This window comes from Pantoea sp. ABR1s (genome assembly GCF_057812235.1).
This window is the reverse complement of record NZ_CM173823.1, coordinates 2405838-2425251: the sequence shown is the minus strand read 5'-3', so window position 1 is coordinate 2425251 and position 19414 is coordinate 2405838. Positions and strand designations below refer to the sequence as shown.

The 19414-nt window shown below is 56.7% G+C and carries 19 protein-coding genes; 12 read left to right on the top strand and 7 right to left on the bottom strand.

Annotation, left to right across the window (positions count from 1 at the left end):
* From dgcA to ACXKZD_RS11350, 7 genes are all read left to right on the top strand, one after another.
* Positions 1–966, top strand: coding sequence for an N-acetyl-D-Glu racemase DgcA (gene dgcA, locus ACXKZD_RS11380; RefSeq protein WP_488981612.1), 966 nt, complete (start codon positions 1–3; stop codon positions 964–966).
* A 15-nt stretch (positions 967–981) separates the two neighbouring features.
* Complete coding sequence (locus tag ACXKZD_RS11375; RefSeq protein ID WP_488981611.1) at positions 982–2847, top strand: ABC transporter ATP-binding protein; 1866 nt, start codon at positions 982–984, stop codon at positions 2845–2847.
* Between the two features lie 22 nt (positions 2848–2869).
* A complete protein-coding gene (locus ACXKZD_RS11370) occupies positions 2870–4411 on the top strand; it encodes a glutathione ABC transporter substrate-binding protein (protein ID WP_488981610.1) in 1542 nt (513 codons plus the stop codon).
* An 82-nt stretch (positions 4412–4493) separates the two neighbouring features.
* Complete coding sequence (locus tag ACXKZD_RS11365) at positions 4494–5426, top strand: ABC transporter permease (protein ID WP_488981609.1); 933 nt, start codon at positions 4494–4496, stop codon at positions 5424–5426.
* Positions 5423–6307: an ABC transporter permease subunit gene (locus ACXKZD_RS11360; RefSeq protein WP_010669958.1), complete on the top strand. Its 885-nt coding sequence runs from the start codon at positions 5423–5425 to the stop codon at positions 6305–6307. The genes ACXKZD_RS11365 and ACXKZD_RS11360 overlap by 4 nt, the downstream gene beginning before the upstream one ends.
* A 2-nt stretch (positions 6308–6309) precedes the next feature.
* On the top strand, positions 6310–7353 hold the full coding sequence (locus tag ACXKZD_RS11355; protein ID WP_400368116.1) for a DmpA family aminopeptidase: 1044 nt from the start codon (positions 6310–6312) through the stop codon (positions 7351–7353).
* Complete coding sequence (locus ACXKZD_RS11350; RefSeq protein WP_010669960.1) at positions 7350–8171, top strand: M55 family metallopeptidase; 822 nt, start codon at positions 7350–7352, stop codon at positions 8169–8171. Before ACXKZD_RS11355 ends, ACXKZD_RS11350 begins: the two co-directional genes overlap by 4 nt.
* Before the next feature lie 180 nt (positions 8172–8351).
* Here the strand turns inward: ACXKZD_RS11350 and ACXKZD_RS11345 are convergent, their stop codons facing one another.
* Positions 8352–8573 (bottom strand): hypothetical protein, encoded by a 222-nt coding sequence (locus tag ACXKZD_RS11345; protein ID WP_488981608.1) that lies wholly within the window; start codon positions 8571–8573, stop codon positions 8352–8354.
* On the opposite strand from ACXKZD_RS11345, the gene ACXKZD_RS11340 reads away from it, so the two are divergent.
* Entirely contained in the window at positions 8572–9480 is a 909-nt protein-coding gene (locus tag ACXKZD_RS11340) for a LysR family transcriptional regulator (protein ID WP_022625787.1), read from the top strand. The two genes, ACXKZD_RS11345 and ACXKZD_RS11340, sit on opposite strands and share 2 nt — an antisense overlap.
* Before the next feature lie 258 nt (positions 9481–9738).
* Here ACXKZD_RS11340 and ychF read toward each other — a convergent pair whose 3' ends face one another.
* A complete protein-coding gene (gene ychF, locus ACXKZD_RS11335; protein ID WP_010245885.1) occupies positions 9739–10830 on the bottom strand; it encodes a redox-regulated ATPase YchF in 1092 nt (363 codons plus the stop codon).
* A 108-nt stretch (positions 10831–10938) separates the two neighbouring features.
* Complete coding sequence (gene pth, locus ACXKZD_RS11330; protein ID WP_010245882.1) at positions 10939–11526, bottom strand: aminoacyl-tRNA hydrolase; 588 nt, start codon at positions 11524–11526, stop codon at positions 10939–10941.
* A 255-nt stretch (positions 11527–11781) separates the two neighbouring features.
* Here pth and ychH point away from each other — a divergent pair, with 255 nt between their 5' ends.
* Positions 11782–12057: a stress-induced protein YchH gene (gene ychH / locus ACXKZD_RS11325; RefSeq protein WP_010245880.1), complete on the top strand. Its 276-nt coding sequence runs from the start codon at positions 11782–11784 to the stop codon at positions 12055–12057.
* Here the strand turns inward: ychH and ACXKZD_RS11320 are convergent.
* From ACXKZD_RS11320 to lolB, 4 genes are all read right to left on the bottom strand, one after another.
* Positions 12054–13196, bottom strand: coding sequence for a GGDEF domain-containing protein (locus tag ACXKZD_RS11320; RefSeq protein ID WP_488981607.1), 1143 nt, complete (start codon positions 13194–13196; stop codon positions 12054–12056). The two genes, ychH and ACXKZD_RS11320, sit on opposite strands and share 4 nt — an antisense overlap.
* Before the next feature lie 214 nt (positions 13197–13410).
* Positions 13411–14358, bottom strand: coding sequence for a ribose-phosphate diphosphokinase (gene prs / locus ACXKZD_RS11315; RefSeq protein WP_010245874.1), 948 nt, complete (start codon positions 14356–14358; stop codon positions 13411–13413).
* Between the two features lie 136 nt (positions 14359–14494).
* Positions 14495–15352, bottom strand: coding sequence for a 4-(cytidine 5'-diphospho)-2-C-methyl-D-erythritol kinase (ispE, locus tag ACXKZD_RS11310; RefSeq protein WP_033771575.1), 858 nt, complete (start codon positions 15350–15352; stop codon positions 14495–14497).
* On the bottom strand, positions 15349–15972 hold the full coding sequence (gene lolB, locus ACXKZD_RS11305) for a lipoprotein insertase outer membrane protein LolB (protein ID WP_010669984.1): 624 nt from the start codon (positions 15970–15972) through the stop codon (positions 15349–15351). Before lolB ends, ispE begins: the two co-directional genes overlap by 4 nt.
* 216 nt (positions 15973–16188) lie before the next feature.
* Here lolB and hemA point away from each other — a divergent pair, with 216 nt between their 5' ends.
* From hemA to prmC, 3 genes are read left to right on the top strand one after another with little or no spacing between them, the layout of a single operon-like run.
* The gene (gene hemA, locus ACXKZD_RS11300; RefSeq protein ID WP_010669985.1) at positions 16189–17445 is read left to right on the top strand and encodes a glutamyl-tRNA reductase; all 1257 of its coding nucleotides are present in this window, start codon (positions 16189–16191) and stop codon (positions 17443–17445) included.
* A gap of 42 nt (positions 17446–17487) precedes the next feature.
* The gene (prfA, locus tag ACXKZD_RS11295; protein WP_010245863.1) at positions 17488–18570 is read left to right on the top strand and encodes a peptide chain release factor 1; all 1083 of its coding nucleotides are present in this window, start codon (positions 17488–17490) and stop codon (positions 18568–18570) included.
* Entirely contained in the window at positions 18570–19403 is an 834-nt protein-coding gene (gene prmC, locus ACXKZD_RS11290; protein ID WP_488981606.1) for a peptide chain release factor N(5)-glutamine methyltransferase, read from the top strand. The genes prfA and prmC overlap by 1 nt, the downstream gene beginning before the upstream one ends.
* Positions 19404–19414: the final 11 nt, after the last annotated feature.

The following is a 19414-nucleotide window of genomic DNA, read 5'->3' as shown; positions in this document are numbered from 1 at the left end:
ATGAGAAAGTTGCAGATTGATGTGGTGGAGCTGCCGCTGGCGCGACCCTTTGCTATCGCACGCGGTACCCGCACCGCCGTGACGGTCATCCGTGTCACCCTGGAGCAGGAGGGATTCATCGGGCAGGGCGAATGCACACCAACGGCCCGCTACGATGAGACGCCGGATAGCGTTCAGGCCATGCTCGAAGCGGTACGCACTGACATTGAGTCGGGCCTCAGCCGTCATGATCTGCAACACCGTTTACCCGCCGGTTCAGCGCGCAACGTGCTGGACTGTGCACTATGGCGACTTGATGGCGCACGGGCTAATCAGACGCTGTGGCAAAAGAGCACCTGCTCACAGCCAGAGTCGGTCGTTACGGCAGAAACCCTTAGCCTCGATACACAGGAATGTATGGCTCTGGTGGCGGCGGATGCTGTGTCACGTGGTGCCATCCTGCTCAAAATTAAGCTCGACCGTAATGCGATTCTGGAAAAAGTGGCGGCGATTCGCGCGGCGGCACCGCATGCCACGCTCATTATCGATGCCAATGAAGCCTGGTCGGGTCTGGAACTGGAAAGCCTGCTGGTGGCGCTTAAGGCCTTCAACATCGCGATGGTGGAGCAACCCCTTCCCGCCGGACAGGACCATGACCTGTTACGTTTCAAACATCCCATACCGGTCTGTGCCGATGAGAGTTGCCATACGCGGGCGGATATTGCCGGACTACGCGATCGCTACGAGATGATCAATATCAAGCTGGATAAATGCGGTGGCCTGACTGAAGCGCTGGCGATGGTGGATGAAGCCCGGACGCTCAATATGCGCATTATGGTCGGTTGCATGCTGGGCTCGTCACTGGCCATGGAGGCCGCATTACCCGTAGCGGTTAACGCTGAGTTCGTCGATCTGGATGGCCCCACCTGGCTTGCCGCCGACAGTTCTCCTTTCCTGAGCTACTCCCAAGGCCGTATCTGGCTATAACTCTGTGAGGCGACGATGACGGACACACAACATAGTTCCCCTGCAACCCGCGCTGCCTCTGCCTCTCCCGTGCTGGCGATTCAGGATCTCAGCGTCTCGTTTCATGGACGCAGCGGTGAGAATCAGGCACTCAAAGGCATCAGTTTTGCCATTCATCCAGGTGAAATCGTCGCCGTCGTGGGTGAAAGCGGCTCAGGTAAATCTGTCACGTCGCTGGCTGTAATGGGCTTGCTGGCAAACAACGGCCGTGTCGATGGCGGCAGCATGCAGTTCCGCGAACGCAGCGGAAAAATGCATGCGTTAGAAAAGCTAGATGACGCTCAGCGCCGCACGTTGCGTGGCCGTGAAATGGCGATGATCTTTCAGGAGCCCATGACCTCGCTGAATCCGGTGCTGCGCATTGATGATCAACTTACCGAGGCATTACGCGATCATCAACAGTGCGACAGAAAGCAGGCCCATGCGCGGGTGCGTGAATTGCTGCGACAGGTGCGTATCGCCGATGTGGATCGCGTCATGAAAAGCTATCCTCACTCGCTGTCAGGCGGCATGCGGCAGCGTGTGATGATTGCGCAGGCCCTTGCCTGTGACCCACAACTCCTGATTGCCGACGAGCCTACCACAGCGCTGGATGTCACCGTACAGGCGCGCATTCTCCATATTCTGCGTGAGCTGCAACGTGAGAAACAAATGGCGGTGCTGTTTATCACTCATGATATGGGCGTGGTAGCGGAAATCGCCGATCGCGTGGTGGTCATGCTGCGTGGCGAAGTGGTAGAGCAGGGAACCGTGTCTGAGATTTTTGCCGCCCCGCAGCATGCGTATACCAAAGCGTTACTGGCGGCAGTACCAAAACTCGGCGATATGCGGGAACACAGGTGGCCGCAACGCTTTCCTCTGCCCGGTGCCCGCGAGGCTGTGCAAGGCGAACAGCATACCGCGCGCTATGACGTGGCGCCGCTGCTGGATGTGCGCGGATTAAAAGTCTATTACCCGATTCGCAGCGGCATCTTATCGAGCCTGACGCATCACGTGCATGCGGTTGAGCAGATTGATTTTAGTCTGTGGCCAGGTGAAACCCTGGCCATCGTGGGTGAAAGCGGCTGCGGCAAATCGACAACCGGACGGGCGCTGATGCGCCTTATCAACAGTGAAGCTGAAAGTATTCACTTTGAAGGAAAGGAAATCTCTGACCTGAAAGAGGCAGAATTCCAGCCGCTCCGCCGTGATATTCAGATGGTGTTTCAGGATCCCTATGCGTCACTGAATCCCCGTCTGACAGTGGGTTTCACCATTGCCGAGCCGTTGCTGTTACATGGCATGGTCTCTTCGCTTGAACAGGCTTCCCCACAGATAGATGCGCTGCTGAAGAGCGTCGGTCTCCTGCCAGAGCACGCGCGTCGTTATCCGCACGAATTTTCTGGCGGTCAGCGTCAGCGTATTGCTATTGCCCGCGCCATGGCGCTGAAACCGAAAGTGATTATTGCTGATGAAGCGGTATCGGCCCTTGATGTCTCGATTCAGGCGCAGGTGGTCAATCTGATGATGGACCTGCAGCAGCAAACGGGTGTGGCATGGATTTTCATCTCTCACGATATGGCGGTCGTCGAGCGTATTGCGAATCGCGTCGCGGTGATGTACCTCGGCCAGATTGTGGAGCTTGGACCGCGCCAGTCGGTATTTAATCAGCCGCAACACCCCTATACCCAACGTCTGCTGGCCTCCGTGCCGGTAGCGGATCCCGAAAACCGTCAGCCCCGTATTTTCGATGACAGCGAAATCCCCTCGCCGTTGCGTAAGGTGGGTGAAACGGTCACTAAAACCCGATATCGGCAGGTTGCCCCCCAGCACTGGGTAGCTGACGGCATTGCATTGCAATAATCCTTAACGACCAGGAGAATTTATGAAAACGCTGTTTCGCCGTACTTCGCTCGCCCTCGCATTGACGACGACGCTGGTCATGACTGCGCAGGCACAGGATCTGCGCATTTCAATGTATGCCGATATCACGGGGCTGGATCCGCACGACACCTCGGATAATGTCAGCTACTCGGTTCAGAGCGGCATCTTTGAGCGCCTGTTCCAGTTTGATTCCCGGATGAAGCTGCAACCCTGGCTGGCGACCGGTTATACCTCTAATGACAGTGCCACCGAATTTACGCTGACGCTGCGCAAAGGCGTTACCTTCCAGGACGGTACCCCTTTTGATGCAGAAGCCGTCAAAGCGAACCTTGATCGTCTGGCAGATCAGAAAAAAGGGCTGAAGCGTAACAGCCTCTACAAAATGATTGATAAGGTCACGGTGCTGGCACCCGACCAGGTAAAAATCGATCTGAATCAGTCGTTCGGTGCCTTTATCAACACCCTGGCGCATCCTTCCGCGGTGATGTGGAGCCCGTCAATTCTTAAGCAATATCCGGACGAAGCGCAGTTGCGGCTGCATCCGGTTGGAACCGGTCCGTTTACCTTTGTCGACTGGAAACCAGGCAAAGCCGTTACGCTGGCCAGATATGCAGGTTACTGGCAGCAGGGATGGCCTAAAGTCGACCATGTCATCTTCTCTCCGAGTCCCGAAGATGCGACACGCGTCGCCGCATTAAAGTCGGGTCAGGTGGATGCCATCTGGCCATTGCCTTCAGACCTCATCGCAGCCGTTCAGCAGGACAGCCACCTCTCCATTCAGCGCGATCCGAGCATTTATCTTTATTACATGGCGATCAACACGCAGCACAAGCCGCTGGCCGATGTTCGGGTGCGTCAGGCAATCAACTATGCGATTGACCGTAATCTGTGGCTGAAAGTGGCCTTTGCCGGTCTGGGTAAACCTGCCACATCCGCGATCCCGGAAGGCGTACAGTTCTATCAGAAACAGGACGATTCTGATTACGGCTATGCGCCGGATAAGGCCAAAGCCTTGCTGAAAGCGGCGGGTTATCCGCAGGGACTGGATCTTAAGCTCTGGGTGACCAACGCCACGGCGAGCGTCCGTGCCGCTCAGGTGCTGAAAGCGCAACTGGCCACGGCAGGCATTCGTGTCACGGTAACACCGATGGATTCCGGCACGCGCAACGCTAAGTTGTGGGGCGTTCAGGACCCGAAAAAGGCGGAGTTTGACCTCTATTATGGCGGCTGGTCGACCTCTACAGGGGATGCCGACTGGGCGCTGCGTCCGCTGTTTGCCACCGAGTCCTGGGTTCCGACCTCGTATAACGTCTCCTACTTCAGTAACGCTGATGCAGACAAAGCGATTGCTGCCGGGCTGGCGACGGCCGATCCGGCAAAGCGTGGCATCGCCTATGCACAAGCGCAAAAGGTGTTGTGGAAAGAAGCACCAGTGGCGTTCCTTGGCACGCCAGACAATCTGGTCGGCAAACGCAACACGCTGAGCGGCGTTTCGATGATGCCTGATGGCAATTTACTGTTCACTCAGGCGTCCTTTAAATAAGACGGTCTCTTCTTCCTCGTCCCCTGTCCGGAACGGATGAGGGACGTGAGGAGGCCAGTCGCACCTCATTTCAGGGAATGGCATGTTTGCATACATCATTCGCCGATTGCTGGAGATGATCCCGGTTTTGCTGGTGGTCTCGTTGCTGGTTTTCGGTTTTATCAAGCTCATGCCGGGCGACCCGGCGCGTATTTATGCCGGACCGGATGCGCCAGTTGAGGCGATCGAGGCGGCGCGTCAGCACCTCGGGCTTAACGATCCGCTGCTGCAGCAGTATTTTCACTGGATCGGCAGCCTGTTGCAGGGCGACCTGGGCACCACGTATCGCACCCAGCAACCGGTGCTGGAGGTGATCAGGGAGGGCTTTATGCCGACGCTGTGGCTCGCCCTGGCGGGTTTTACCTGGTCCGTCATTCTCGGCTTGTTATTCGGCGTTATGGCTGCACTGAAACGTGGAAGATGGCAGGACTGGACGCTGATGAGCGTGGCGGTCGGCGGCATTTCGATGCCAGCCTTCTGGCTGGGGCTGTTGCTCATCCAGTTCGTCGCGATGCCTTTTGGGCTGTTCTCGGTCAGCGGCTTTAACAGGGCCAGCGATATAGTCCTGCCCGCCATCACGCTGGGTTCGTCGGTTGCGGCGGTAATGGCGCGCTTTACCCGTTCGGCGTTTCTTGAGGTGGCGCAGGAAGATTACGTGCGTACCGCCAAAGCCAAAGGGCTGCGTAACCGCCTGGTGACGTGGAAACATGTGATGCGTAATGCGCTCATCCCGGTGATTACTATGCTGGGCTTACAGTTCGGTTTTCTGCTGGGCGGATCCATCGTGGTGGAGATTGTTTTCAACTGGCCAGGGTTAGGCTGGTTATTGATTGAGTCGATCAAAGCACAGGATCAGCCGGTCATTCAGGCGCTGGTGATGCTGTTCGTGTTTGAATTTATTGTGATTAATCTGCTGGTCGATCTGCTTTACGCGGTGGTTAATCCGGCCATTCGTCTGCGACAGGAGCCAAAATGAGTATTCAATCGCTGACTGAAAATCCGCCTCAGATTATTCGTTCGCCGTGGCGCGATTTCCTGCATGCCCTTGTGCGTAACCCTCTGGCGCTGGTCTCAGGCGGGTTTGTGCTGCTGTTGATTGTGGTGGCGATTTTTGCGCCCTGGCTGGCGCCCTGGGATCCCATGGCTCCGGACTGGATGGCGTTATCGTCACCGCCAACGGCGGCACACTGGATGGGGACCGACGAACTGGGGCGCGACCTGCTCAGCCGTATTATCTATGGCGCGCGTATCTCGCTCTATATCGGCGTGCTGTCGGTGACGATCGGCATGCTGGTCGGGGTCATGCTGGGCTTACTGGCGGGCTATTACGGCGGTTGGGTCGATATGCTGATCATGCGCGGTGCCGACGTATTATTCGCCTTTCCGGGCATGTTGCTCGCCATTGCGGTGGTGGCGCTGCTGGGGACGGGCCTGAACAATGTCATTATCGCGGTCGCGGTATTCAGCGTACCGGTATTTGCCCGCATCGTGCGGGCTTCGACGCTCTCTCTGAAACAGGCTGCCTATGTTGAAGCCGTGCGCTGTGCCGGTGCACCAGACAGAGTCATTATCCTGCGGCATATTCTGCCGGGCACGCTTTCCAGCGTGATTGTCTATTTCACTATGCGCATTGGCACCAGTATTCTGACCGCCGCGGGCCTGAGTTTTATTGGACTGGGTCCGGAGCCTGACGTACCTGAATGGGGCAATATTCTGGCGATGAGCCGAAGCATGATGATGGCCGGATCGTGGCACATGAGCGTATTTCCGGGGCTGGCGATCTTTATTACCGTGCTGGCTTTTAATCTGCTTGGGGATGCGCTGCGCGACACGCTCGATCCAAAACTCAAGGGCTGACTATGGATTTCCAACAATTGCAGCGTGAACTGCTGCTGAACCGCTGGCGTGATCTGCGTCAGCTCGGGCAGCCGCGAAGCGCCTGCGGACCCACTAATCGAATCAGCGATGTTTCGGGCGTGCGTGTCGGACATTGCACGCTGAATGAAGGCGAAAAGCAGACTGGCGTAACCGCTATCGTACCGTCGGGCGGCAATCTGTTTCTCACGCCGCTGCCGTGTGGGGTGGCGGTCCTGAACGGCTTTGCGAAACCCGTCGGACTGGTTCAGATAGAGGAGCTTGGCGTGCTTCAGACGCCGATTCTGCTCGGTAACACGCTGGCGGTCGGCACGCTGTTTACCACGCTGGTGCGGGATGCCATCCGTCGTAACCCGGAACTGGGACGAACACTGCCCACGGTCAATCCGCTGGTGCTGGAGTGCAACGATGGCTGGCTGAATGATATCCAGGCGCTGGCCATCACTGAAGCGATGGCGCAGGAGGCATTGCAGACGGCCTCAGCGGACTTCGTGCGCGGCAGCGTCGGCGCGGGGCGCGGGATGAGCTGTTTCAGCCTGAAAGGGGGCATCGGAACCGCCTCGCGGGTGATTCCCTCGCTCAACGCCACGCTTGGCGTGCTGGTGCTGGCCAATTTCGGCGCACTGGAGGCATTAACGCTTGATGGCGTTCGGGCTGGCGAGATGATCGCGCCGCTGCTGACCGGGGAGACGCCGCAGCTGGATGCCGGTTCTGTCATCATCATCATGGCGACGGATGCACCGCTGGACGCACGTCAGTTAAAGCGCATCGCGAAGCGAGCCGGTGCCGGCCTGGGACGGCTGGGCAGTTACTGGGGCCACGGCTCGGGCGACATTGCGGTGGCGTTTTCAACGCAACCTCTGCCGCAACCACCACAGGACGACACGCTGGAGCCGCTGCTTGCTGCAGCGGCAGATGCAACTGAACAGGCTGTACTGGATGCTTTGCTGAGCGCTGAGGCTGTTACCGGCTTTCGCGGTCATCATCGCCCCTCACTGATGCAGATTCTGGATAGATTAACGACATGAAAATTTTTATCTCGGCCGACATTGAAGGCATCGCGGGGGTCATGCGCCCGGAGCAATGTACACCCGGCCACCCGGAACATCAGCTGGCCCGTGGTCTGATGGAGCAGGAAGTGAATGCTGCGATTGAGGGGGCTTTTGCAGGTGGGGCAACGGAAGTGGTGGTGGCAGACAGCCATGCGCAGATGACCAATTTGCGTGCGGAAAATATCGATCCCCGCGCCCGGCTGGTGCAGGGGAAACCCCGTGTCCTGTCGATGGTGGAAGGGATAGAGCAGCAGACGTTCGACGGGCTGTTTCTTGTGGGATTTCACAGCGCAGCAGGTGAACCGGGCGTACTGGCGCATACCATCAACGGCCGGGCATTCTGGCGTATCCATATCAATGGCCTTGTGATGGGAGAAACCGATATTTATGCGGCCGCCGCTGCTGAGCACGGCACGCCATTGCTGCTGGTCACCGGCGACGATCAGTTACAGAGCTGGATAGCGGAACACTACTCAGCAGTCAATTACGTCTGTGTAAAACGCGCCATTTCGCATACCTGCGCGGAATCAATCAGCCCACAAGCGGCACAGCGTGCGATCGCTGCCGCAGCAAGCGCCGCACTGCAACATCCCCCTCAGGTGAGCACGAGCCGCCTGACGGCACCTTACGCTATGCGCCTTCAGGCCACGAAACCGGTGCTGGCCGATCTGTTCAGCCTGATCCCCGGCGTCACGCGCCTGGATGCCGTTACCGTGGCGTATCAGGCGGAGAATATGGAGACGTTAATCAGCTTACTCAGTGCATTCTCTTATCTGGCGAGCACACAGTCATAGCGAACTTATCCCGGGCTGCATACAACGTCAGCCCGTCAAGCCCGCCGTTCCGGTTCTCCTGAAACCGCGCGGGCAGGCACACGCCTGTAGTGCGGGCTGTGCATGCGCATCTTCCCTCTGACGAGTCAGAATCGCTGCTGGCTTAAATCCGCTCAATCCACGCTGCTGACCAGCGCTCCTTTAACTGCACCACGTCAGCGCGAACCCCGCTCTCTGCAGAGGCTTCAAACGGGACTGCCGGGTGCGGATAGGGGCGAGACAGGCAGCTGAGCCTGCACCGGTTTTGCGGTACAGTTTTTGCAACAGGATAATGATTTCTTTCTCACCCTCCGCCCGGACCTGATCGTACAGCCTGTCGGAGAGGCCTTCGTTTTCGGTATTCCATCCAGGGTAAATAGTCATGCGGCTCCGCCATATAGAGGTCTTTCAGGCCATCGTTCAGACCGGCAGCATCAGCGCTGCGGCGCGCTTGCTCAATGTTTCGCAGCCGAATATCAGCCGTGTGCTGAATCATGCTGAGCAGCAATTGGGATTTGCGCTGTTTGAGCGACGTATACAGGGAATGAGTGTGACGGCAGAAGGGCGACGTCTCCTGCCTGAAATAGACGATCTCTGCCAGCGCCTGCAATCAATCACCCAGCTTACCGAACAGCTGCGGCGTGGCGAAGGGCAGTTAGTTCGCGTCGGCGCGGCTCACGCTTTTGGTCAGATGGTGCTGGCGCCCGCATTGGTCACATGGCGGCAACAAATGGCCTCGGTCAGTGTCGAACTGGTCACCGAGCACTTTAGTACCTTATGCCAGATGATTCTGGATAATCAGCTCGATTTCGCGCTGGTTTTTGGTCAGCAGGTCGATGCGGATCTTCTGGCTGAACCTCTGTTTCAGTCTTCGATGGTCGCATTGTTACCGCTCAATCATCCCCGTAATGAACCCGTTACGCTTGCGTGGTTATGCAACAATAATTTACTGATGATGCAGGCTCAGGATCCGCTTGGACGCGTACTTCACCGAGCGCTGCGCGATAAAAAACTGAATCCCGCCGTGTCGTTGTCGATTAAAACCTATTCGGTCATTGCGGATATGGTGCTGGCAGGCGGCGGCACGGGCGTCGTGGATCTCTTCACCGCCTGTCGCTATGCCGAACAGCTAAAGCTGCTACCCATAGCGCAACCCCTGCCGTTTGAAGTGATGCTGATCAGCCGCCGTGACCAGCCACAGTCGCAGTCCACTCTGCAACTTAAGCAGGTGATCCGTAACAGACTGTGGGAGATAGCCCGGCAGTGTGAAACGCAGTTTTTGGGTGGCTGAAAAAGCGCCGCTTTCAGGTGAAGAGCAGGGGAAAGGGGGGGCTCAGGCAGCATCAGATTCGTTCGCTGACTTTTGCACCAGAAAGAGCGGAGCTCGAGCAATAAACCTTCTTTAAGGCAATGATTCCGGCATTGTTGAAATGTGCTGACAAAGACTATTGAGACGGCGTTGAAATGAAAAATCCACGCAATGGCGTGGATTTTATGATTTTTGAGCTTCATGAGATTCAGTAAGACCCCATGAGACAACAATCTTTAATCAGACGTTGAACAGGAAGTTCATCACATCGCCATCTTTCACGATGTACTCTTTACCTTCTGAACGCATCTTGCCGGCTTCTTTAGCACCTTGCTCGCCTTTATAAGCGATGAAATCTTCAAACGCGATGGTCTGGGCGCGGATAAAGCCTTTCTCGAAGTCAGTGTGGATTTTACCGGCTGCCTGTGGAGCTGTCGCGCCAACCGGGATGGTCCAGGCACGTACTTCTTTCACGCCAGCGGTGAAGTAGGTCTGCAGGTTCAGCAGGGAGTAACCAGCGCGGATAACGCGGTTCAGGCCTGGCTCTTCCAGTCCCAGCTCTGCCATGAACTCGTCACGGTCTTCATCTTCCAGCTCGGCGATATCCGACTCAACGGCGGCGCACACTGGCACCACGACTGAACCTTCCGCTTCGGCGATAGCACGCACCTGATCCAGGTACGGGTTATTCTCGAAACCATCTTCATTGACGTTAGCAATGTACATAGTGGGTTTCAGGGTCAGGAAGCTCAGATAGCGGATTGCCGCTTTGTCGTCCTCATCCAGATTCAGTGAACGCAGCATGCCCGCTTCAGAAAGATGCGGCAGGCACTTCTCCAGCGCAGCCAGCTCGGCTTTGGCATCTTTGTCGCCGCCTTTGGCTTTCTTCTGCACACGCTGAATCGCACGTTCACAGGTTTCAAGATCGGACAGCGCCAGCTCAGTGTTGATCACGTCAATATCTTCAGCCGGGTTAACTTTGCCCGCCACGTGGATGATGTTGTCGTTTTCAAAGCAGCGCACTACGTGACCAATCGCTTCGGTTTCGCGGATGTTGGTCAGGAACTGGTTGCCCAGACCTTCACCTTTTGACGCGCCTTTTACCAGACCGGCGATATCGACGAATTCCATGGTAGTCGGCACCACGCGCTGCGGCTTAACAATCTCAGAAAGCTGGTCGAGACGCAGGTCAGGCATCGGCACCACGCCCGTGTTTGGCTCAATGGTGCAGAAGGGGAAGTTAGCCGCTTCGATGCCCGCTTTAGTCAGCGCGTTAAACAGAGTGGATTTACCTACGTTCGGCAGGCCCACGATACCGCATTTGAATCCCATGGTTTGATACCCTTTATAACTGGATGGACAGTGCGCCAGAAGGCGGACTGTCGGAGACGAATTGAAAAATTTCGCGCATTATACACGGAATCACGACGATTCGGGCGTTTAAGCAGGCTTGAAGGCGTGCAGCCGGTTCATCGCCTTGATACGATCCTCTTTCAGCCACAGTTCGGTGCAGCGCGCCGCCTCATCAATGGCATCATCAATCAGCTTCTGCTCACTGGCGGGCGGCTTGCCCAGCACAAATCCGGTCACCTTGTTGCGATCGCCGGGATGCCCGATACCGATGCGCAGCCGATGGAAATTGTTGTTGTTGCCCAGTTTGCTGATGATATCTTTCAGCCCGTTATGGCCGCCATGCCCGCCGCCCTGCTTGAACTTCGCCACGCCGGGTGGCAGATCGAGTTCATCATGCGCCACCAGGATCTCTTCTGGCGCGATGCGATAAAAGGTCGCCATCGCCGCCACGGCTTTCCCGCTCAGGTTCATAAAGGTGGTCGGCACCAGCAGGCGCACATCCTCTCCGGCTATCGCCAGGCGCGCGGTATAGCCATAGAATTTGCCTTCCTCTTTCAGTGACTGATTGTGGCGCTCAGCCAGTAAATCCAGATACCAGGCACCCGCATTGTGGCGCGTGGCGGCATATTCAGCGCCTGGATTGGCAAGGCCCACAATCAGTTTAATGCTGCTCACAATGATTATCCTGCTGTTATCGCGAAAGGGCGTTAGTTTACTTCGCCACGGGCGAGATGACAAAGTACAAGCATCGAAATGGTTCATGACGGTGATTAATCATTTTCTATCGAAATCAACAGGCTGCAATCAGGGCCAGTTAATTATTTATGGCTGATGTGTGATCCAGTCCGCAACGTTATCTTCACCCATTGCCTAAGCTTATGGCACTTAACATTGTGTGCGGTTATTGACTCATATGGATGGAGGTGCAGCATGAAACATCAACACTGCCGCGTAGCGGGTAACAGCTTGATGGTACTGGGATTAGTCACAATGGTGCTGGGCGTGGGTTTCTCAATTATGAACCAGCTTCCCTCGCTTGATCTGCCAGATGCGCTGGCGCAGGGCGCAATCTTAGGCATCTTTGTTGGTGCAATGATGTGGCTGGTCGGGGCGGGTCTGAGTGGTCGTGAAAAGGTTGAAGATCGTTATTACTGGCATCGTCACTATGACAAACGTTGTCGCCGGTCGCACAATTCTCACCATTAACTGATGCCAGCAGTGACCGGATGCTGCGCGATGCGGTTCCGGCCGCTGGCCTTGGCGTGATAGAGCGCTTTATCCGCCAGTGCGAGTAAATCGTCAAAACCCTGCTGCTGATGTGTGACCGTGGCAAACCCAATGCTTACCGAATAGGCAATTGAATTGGGTTGTGACGCACAGACCTCCCGCCTAATTGTCTCGCACCAGGCCTCTGCATCTTTTGCCGCCGCCGGAATTATAGCCGCAAACTCCTCTCCACCCAGTCGCGCAAAACGCCCCTCGGCTGGTATCAGCCCTCTGACAATGTCGCAAAAGTGAATCAATATCTGGTCGCCCTGTTGATGGCCATATCGATCGTTAATGCTCTTAAAATGATCCAGATCGAACAGAATCGCGCTAAACGGCCGGTTCTGACGGCGGCATCGCGCCACTATTTTTTCTGCTTCATTAAATAAAGCCCGACGATTCCAGACGCTGGTCAGAGGATCGTGCATCGAGGCATGTTGTAAGACTGACTGCATCCGTTCATTCACCATGGCCAGGATAGTAAATGTCAGACCGATGACAAACAGAATCGATTCCAGGATGACGTAAATCGAGAAGTTTGATCCGCCAATCGCGCCAGGCAGCGTGCTGGGAATCGCGCTGTCCAGAAACAGGCGAGCCAGATGAAACAGCAGATGGATCCACAGCAGCAGCTGTGCAGGCCAGAAAGTTGCCTTTAGCGTGTCACGTGCCAGCCAGACCAGCTGGATCAGTGCGGCGGTATAGGCGATGCAGAGCACCAGCACCCGTTTGGGTAAGCTGTAATAGAATGCCGGGAAACAGCAGAGGAGTGCCCAGAGCAGGGCGCCCAGCAGCCAGTGAGTGCCGATGGGCTTGCCGCAGAAGCGCCGGAACGCATTTAACAATCCGCCGTAAGCCAGCATCACTAAAACGTTACCCACTGCAACGGGCAGGAAATGCAGGCCACTGCTGCGCAGGCTACTTAAGAATACCGCAATCAGGGTAAAAACCAGCGACAGGCAGGTGAAGCCGAGAACGCGATCATACTGCGATCCGATCCAGGCAAAAAACATGATGATGCTCAGAAACCCCAGCACATAAAGCTCGCAGACAAATAACGTATAGATATCCAGGCTCATGGCGGTCAGGGTTCTTATGAAAAGTGCGCTGCAAATTACCACTTAACGGCACAGGGCAGAAGCGGGGAACGCGGCGTTTTATCAAAAGAGTGGGTGGCGTTGAAAATAGTCGATTTTGGGGAAATTTATCGCGAAAATATCAGAAAAAGAAGCGCGTTAATCGGGCGCCCGGCAGGCATAAAAAAACCGGGCACAGGGCCCGGTTCCGCGAAGATTAATGCTCGAACATTGCCGAGATTGACTCTTCGTTACTGATGCGGCGAATGGCTTCGGCCAGCATGCCAGATAAGGTCAGCGTGCGCACATTCGGCAGTGACTTAATCTCCTGAGAGAGTGGGATGGTATCGCAGACGATTACCTGGTCGAGCACAGATTTACGCAGGTTTTCAACCGCATTGCCGGAGAAGATCGGGTGGGTCGCGTAAGCAAAGACGCGTTTAGCACCACGCTCTTTCAGCGCTTCAGCCGCTTTGCACAGCGTGCCGCCGGTGTCGATCATGTCGTCGACCAGCACGCAGTCGCGGCCAGCAACGTCACCAATGATGTGCATCACCTGAGAAACGTTCGCGCGAGGGCGGCGTTTATCGATGATGGCCATATCGGTGTCGTTCAGCAGTTTAGCGATAGCACGGGCACGTACTACGCCACCAATATCGGGAGAAACAACAATCGGGTTTTCCAGACCGATCTGCATCATATCTTCCAGCAGGATCGGACTGCCAAATACGTTATCAACCGGGACGTCGAAGAAGCCCTGGATCTGCTCGGCGTGCAGGTCAACCGTCAGAACACGGTCAACACCGACGCTGGAAAGGAAGTCTGCCACTACTTTAGCGGTGATAGGTACACGCGCGGAACGCACGCGGCGATCCTGACGGGCATAACCAAAGTAGGGGATGACTGCGGTAATACGACCAGCAGAAGCACGACGCAGCGCGTCGACCATCACAACCAGTTCCATCAGATTATCGTTGGTGGGGGCACAGGTGGACTGGATGATGAAAATATCACCACCGCGTACATTTTCGTTGATCTGTACGCTCACTTCACCATCACTGAAACGTCCTACAGCGGCGTCTCCCAGGCTGGTGTAAAGGCGGTTGGCAATACGTTGTGCTAGTTCCGGGGTGGCGTTACCAGCAAATAGCTTCATATCAGGCACGAGAAGAACCTCAGGCTTTGCGTCCAGAGAATGAACGGCATGACTGTAACCGGCGCGTACGGTCATGTGCGTTCACACGGGTGTGTTGATGCGAAACGTGCAGTGTCCGGAACGTGGTGACACTGTCACGCATTCGCTAATCGCCTCGCAGGGTACGCTGTAGCGGCGAAACATTTACGCCCCGGGCTACAAATGCGCGTACCCCATTCGGGGCAAGCTCCAGCACCTGGCGGGCAGCAGACTCGGTGTCGAATTCAGCAAACACACAAGCGCCCGTGCCAGTCAGGCGTGACGGCGCGTATTCTAGCAGCCAGGAAACAAGCTCATCAACCTCACGAAAACGTTTTCTTACCACTGCTTCACAATCATTGGTGAAGGGTGATGCTAAAAGCGTCGATAAACTGCGCGATGGAGTATCTCGCGTCAGTTCGGGGTCGTTGAATACTACTGGGGTGCTGATATTCACGCCGGGATGGGCGACAAGATACCACTTTTCTTCCGGCTCTGCGGGATGAAGTTGTTCACCCACCCCCTGGGCGAAGGCCGCGAAGCCCTGGACAAACACCGGCACATCCGCGCCCAGCTTCACACCCATCGACGCCAGCTCATCCGGCGTGAAGCCGGTTTGCCACAGATGATTCAGCGCCACCAGTACGGTTGCCGCATCAGAGGAGCCGCCACCGAGACCGCCACCCATGGGCAGGTTTTTCTCAACGGCAATCTGCGCGCCCGCGTGAGCGGACAGGCGATTGTTATCCTGCGCCGCCTGTTTCAGCATGTTTGCGGCGCGGACAATCAGGTTATCCGCATCCGCAACGCCTGCCACGGGCGTTAACAGAGTAATCGAGCCGCTTTGATCGACAGTAATCTGCAGCTGGTCACCGTAATCAAGAAACTGAAACAGCGTCTGCAGGTTGTGATAGCCGTCGGGACGACGGCCGGTGATGTAGAGAAAAAGATTCAGTTTTGCCGGGGCAGGCCAGTGGGTGATCATTGAACGGTCCAGCCGTCCATACGCAGTTTAATCCGCTGGTCACCCTCTTTCAGCTCCAGGCTCGAAGGCAGCGGCGGGGTGACTTTGCTGTCGTAGCCCGCAATAGAGACCTGCCAGTTCTGACCGTCGCGGCTGTAGTTCAGGCTGCTCAGCTGATAGCTCTCATTGAGCTGATAGTCGGTGGCATCGCCTGGCAGACCCATCATCCACTGGCGCAGATTCGCCAGCGGAATGTTCATGCCGGTCAGCTGCGAAATCATTTTCTGCGCATCGTTGCTGACGTAACGCTTGCCTTTGTTATCGACGATCTGTACCACCGAGCCCTGCGCATCCAGCTGCAGTTCGGTGCTGCCCAGCGGATTGGTCAGCAGCAGGCGATAGCGATCGGGCGCGGTCTGCTGCCAGTTGAAGCGGGCATAGACTTTCTGCTTGTCAGAAAGATAGGCAAAGGCGCCACGGGTCTGATAGTGCGTGACCTTTGAGACCGCCTGCTGATGCTGTTGCCACTGTGGCGCGGTAACGCTGGGGCCCGGGCCTTGCGGTTTGTTGACGCTACAGGCTGCCAGCAGCACGCTGGCAAGGGGCAAAAGGCGCAACAGATTGCGTGGTGAATTAAGCATCAAGTGGTCATCTCCTCGGACACATTTATTATTCGTAACGGATAACGCTAACCGTCCCGGTTTTAACCGTCAATGCTGTTATGCAGCAAATTGAGCACGATCGGGTTAATCTTATTACAGTCATAGCCTTTGTATGGCTTTTCTTGATCTGCCGCATCTTGTAGAATGCGCCTCACAAAACCCTGACATTATTGGGACATCCCAACCAAAACCGCTATGACGCTGCTCGCTCTCGGAATCAATCACAAGACAGCCCCCATTGCTCTGCGCGAACGCGTCTCGTTCGGGCCGGAGACGCTTGAGCAGGCGTTAAACAGCCTGTTATCACAGCCAATGGTGCAGAGCGGCGTGGTGTTGTCCACCTGTAACCGGACTGAACTCTACCTGAGTGTAGAGCAGCAGGCCGACTTACAGGCGCGTCTGGTGAGCTGGTTATGCAATTATCATCAGCTGGATGAAGAGGATGTGCGAAACAGCCTCTACTGGCATCAGGATAACGAGGCGGTCAGCCACCTGATGCGCGTTGCCAGCGGACTCGACTCACTGGTGCTGGGCGAACCGCAAATCCTCGGTCAGGTCAAAAAAGCCTTTGCCGACTCCTCACGCGGTCAGGCGCTGAGCAGTGAACTGGAACGCATGTTCCAGAAAACCTTCTCGGTTGCCAAACGCGTGCGTACGGAAACCGATATCGGTGCCAACGCGGTGTCAGTGGCGTTTGCCGCCTGTACGCTGGCCCGTCAGATCTTCGAATCGCTCTCCTCCGTCAATGTCTTGCTGGTTGGCGCAGGTGAGACCATTGAGCTGGTGGCGCGTCATCTGCGTGAACATCAGGTCAAAAATCTGATCATCGCCAACCGTACCCGCGAACGCGCCGAAACGCTGGCGTCGGAAGTGGGTGCAGAGGTAATCACCCTGGCGGAGATCGACGCTCGTCTGGCAGAAGCCGACATTATTATCTCGTCAACCTCCAGTCCGCTACCGATTATCGGTAAGGGGATGATGGAGCGCGCGCTGAAAGCGCGACGTAACAAGCCAATGCTGCTGGTCGATATTGCGGTTCCGCGCGACGTAGAGCCGGAAGTGGGCGACCTGCCTAACGCCTATCTCTACAGCGTGGATGACCTGCAGGCGATCATCGAGCAGAACCTGGCGCAGCGCAAAGCGGCCGCGGTTCAGGCCGAAAGCATCGTGGTTCAGGAAAGCAGCGAATTCATGGCGTGGCTGCGCTCACAGGGCGCGGTGAATACGATCCGTGAATATCGTTCTCAGGCGGAAGAGATCCGCGCTGAGCTGGAAGGCCGTGCGCTGCAGGCGCTGCAGCAGGGTGCCGATCCGCAGAAAGTCATGCAGGAACTGGCGCACAAGCTGACCAACCGTTTAATACACGCTCCAACCAAATCACTTCAGCAGGCCGCCCGCGACGGCGATAATGAACGCCTGCAGATTTTACGCGACAGCCTGGGTCTCGATTAGGCACACCGCTGTCGCCACCTGTTACGGGAATCCCACATTTAAATGAAAACCTCTATAGTTGCCAAACTGGAAGCCCTGCAGGAGCGCCACGAAGAAGTGGAAGCGATGCTGGGCGATGCAGGCGTGATCGCCGATCAGGAGCGTTTCCGTGCGCTGTCACGCGAATATGCTCAGCTGACCGATGTGACCCGTTGCTTCCGCGACTGGCAGCAGGTGCAGGAAGATATCGAAACCGCGCAGCAGATGCTCGACGATCCTGAAATGCGTGACATGGCGCAGGAAGAGTTGCAGGAAGCGCGTGAGAAGAGTGACGTGCTGGAGCAGCAGTTGCAGGTTCTGTTGCTGCCGAAAGATCCGGATGATGAGCGCGCCTGTTTTATCGAAGTGCGCGCCGGAACCGGCGGCGATGAAGCGGCGATTTTCGCCGGCGATCTCTTCCGCATGTACAGCCGCTATGCCGAAGCGCGTCGCTGGCGCGTGGAGATCATCAGCGCCAATGAAGGCGAGCATGGCGGTTACAAAGAAGTGATTGCCCGCGTCACCGGCGAAGGTGCCTATGGACGCCTGAAGTTTGAGTCAGGCGGCCATCGCGTGCAGCGCGTGCCGGAGACCGAATCCCAGGGCCGCATTCACACCTCAGCCTGTACCGTTGCCGTGATGCCGGAAATCCCGGAAGCGGAACTGCCGGAAATCAATGCGGGCGATCTGAAGATCGATACTTTCCGCTCATCCGGCGCAGGCGGTCAGCACGTTAACACCACCGACTCCGCTATTCGTATTACCCACCTGCCAACCGGTATCGTGGTGGAGTGTCAGGACGAACGTTCACAGCATAAAAACAAAGCCAAAGCGCTGGCGGTGCTGGGCTCGCGTATTCACGCTGCAGAGATGGCCCGCCGTCACGCCGCCGAAGCCAGTACCCGACGCAACCTGCTGGGCAGCGGCGATCGTTCTGACCGTAACCGCACCTACAACTTCCCGCAGGGCCGCGTGACCGATCACCGGATCAACCTGACCATCTACCGTCTGGATGAAGTGATGGAAGGGAAACTCGACAGCCTGATTGAGCCGATTGTTCAGGAGTACCAGGCCGATCAGCTGGCGGCGCTGGCTGGTCAGGATTAATGGATATTCGTCACTGGCTGAAACAGGCGGTCGCTACGCTGTGCGGTGGTGACAGTCCGAAGCGTGACGCAGAGATCCTGTTAGGTTTTGTGACCGGCAAATCACGCAGCTGGTTAATCGCCTTTGATGAAACGGTGCTCAGCGATGAGCAGCTGACGCAGCTGGATAGCCTGCTGGCGCGTCGCGCCCGCGGTGAGCCGGTGGCGCATCTGGTGGGCGAACGCGAGTTCTGGTCGCTGCCATTGCGCGTCAATGACGCCACGCTGATCCCGCGCCCGGATACCGAACTGCTGGTTGAACAGGTGCTGGCGCATCTGCCCCCGACACCGGCAACCATTCTGGACATGGGCACCGGCACCGGAGCGATTGCGCTGGCGCTGGCCAGCGAGCGTCCCGATTGTCAGGTGACCGGCGTGGATCGCATTGAAGCCGCCGTTGAACTGGCGAACAGTAATGCGCAGCAGCTCAGCCTCACCAACACCACCTTTCTGCTCAGTCACTGGTTCCAGGCGCTGACGCCACAGCGCTTTACCCTCATTGTCAGTAACCCACCCTACATAGATGCCAGCGATGTTCATCTGGAGCAGGGTGACGTGCGCTTTGAACCGCGCAGCGCGCTGGTGGCGGATGAAGCGGGACTGGCGGATCTGCGCACGCTGATCGAGCAGGCACCTGCGTGGCTGCTGCCGGGTGGCTGGCTGCTGCTGGAACATGGCTGGCAGCAGGGCGAGGCGGTGGCCACGCTGATGCGGCAAAAAGGCTATCACGTCGTGGAAACCGTCGATGATTACGGTGGCAATCCGCGTGTGACCTTAGGCCAGTTCCCTTCATAAAAGCGCTTTGA